Origin of the sequence: Nocardia barduliensis (assembly GCF_013315795.1) — a bacterium.
Taxonomy (GTDB): domain Bacteria; phylum Actinomycetota; class Actinomycetes; order Mycobacteriales; family Mycobacteriaceae; genus Nocardia; species Nocardia barduliensis.
Genome location: NZ_JABLTE010000313.1, coordinates 1 through 385 on the forward strand (window position 1 = coordinate 1; position 385 = coordinate 385).

Below are 385 nucleotides of genomic sequence, written 5' to 3' on the forward strand. Positions count from 1 at the left end.
GGACAAGCTCAACCACGCCAGCCTGCTCGATGCGACGCGGCTGGCGGGTGCGCGCCTGCGCCGTTATCCGCACCTTGACGCCGAAGGCGCGATGCGCCAGCTCAAGCACGCGCCCGACGGCGCGGCGATGCTGGCCACCGACGGTGTGTTCAGCATGGATGGCGACATCGCACCGCTGCGTGCATTGTCGCTGGTGGCACGCCTGCAGCAGGCGCTGTTCTATGTGGACGATGCACACGGCGTGGGCGTGGTCGGTGATGGCCGTGGTGCCGTGGCCGCCGCCGGGCTGGGCGTGGACGATGTGCCGCTGCAGCTGGTCACGCTGGGCAAGGCACTGGGCGGTTCCGGCGCGCTGGTGCTGGGCCGCGACGACCTGGTCGAGCAC

Annotated in this window: 1 protein-coding gene; it reads left to right on the top strand. The window is 70.9% G+C overall.

The window, feature by feature from the left end:
- Positions 1–385, top strand: a 385-nt coding sequence (locus HOV91_RS39380) for an aminotransferase class I/II-fold pyridoxal phosphate-dependent enzyme (RefSeq protein WP_174190217.1), incomplete at both ends; no start/stop codon positions are given.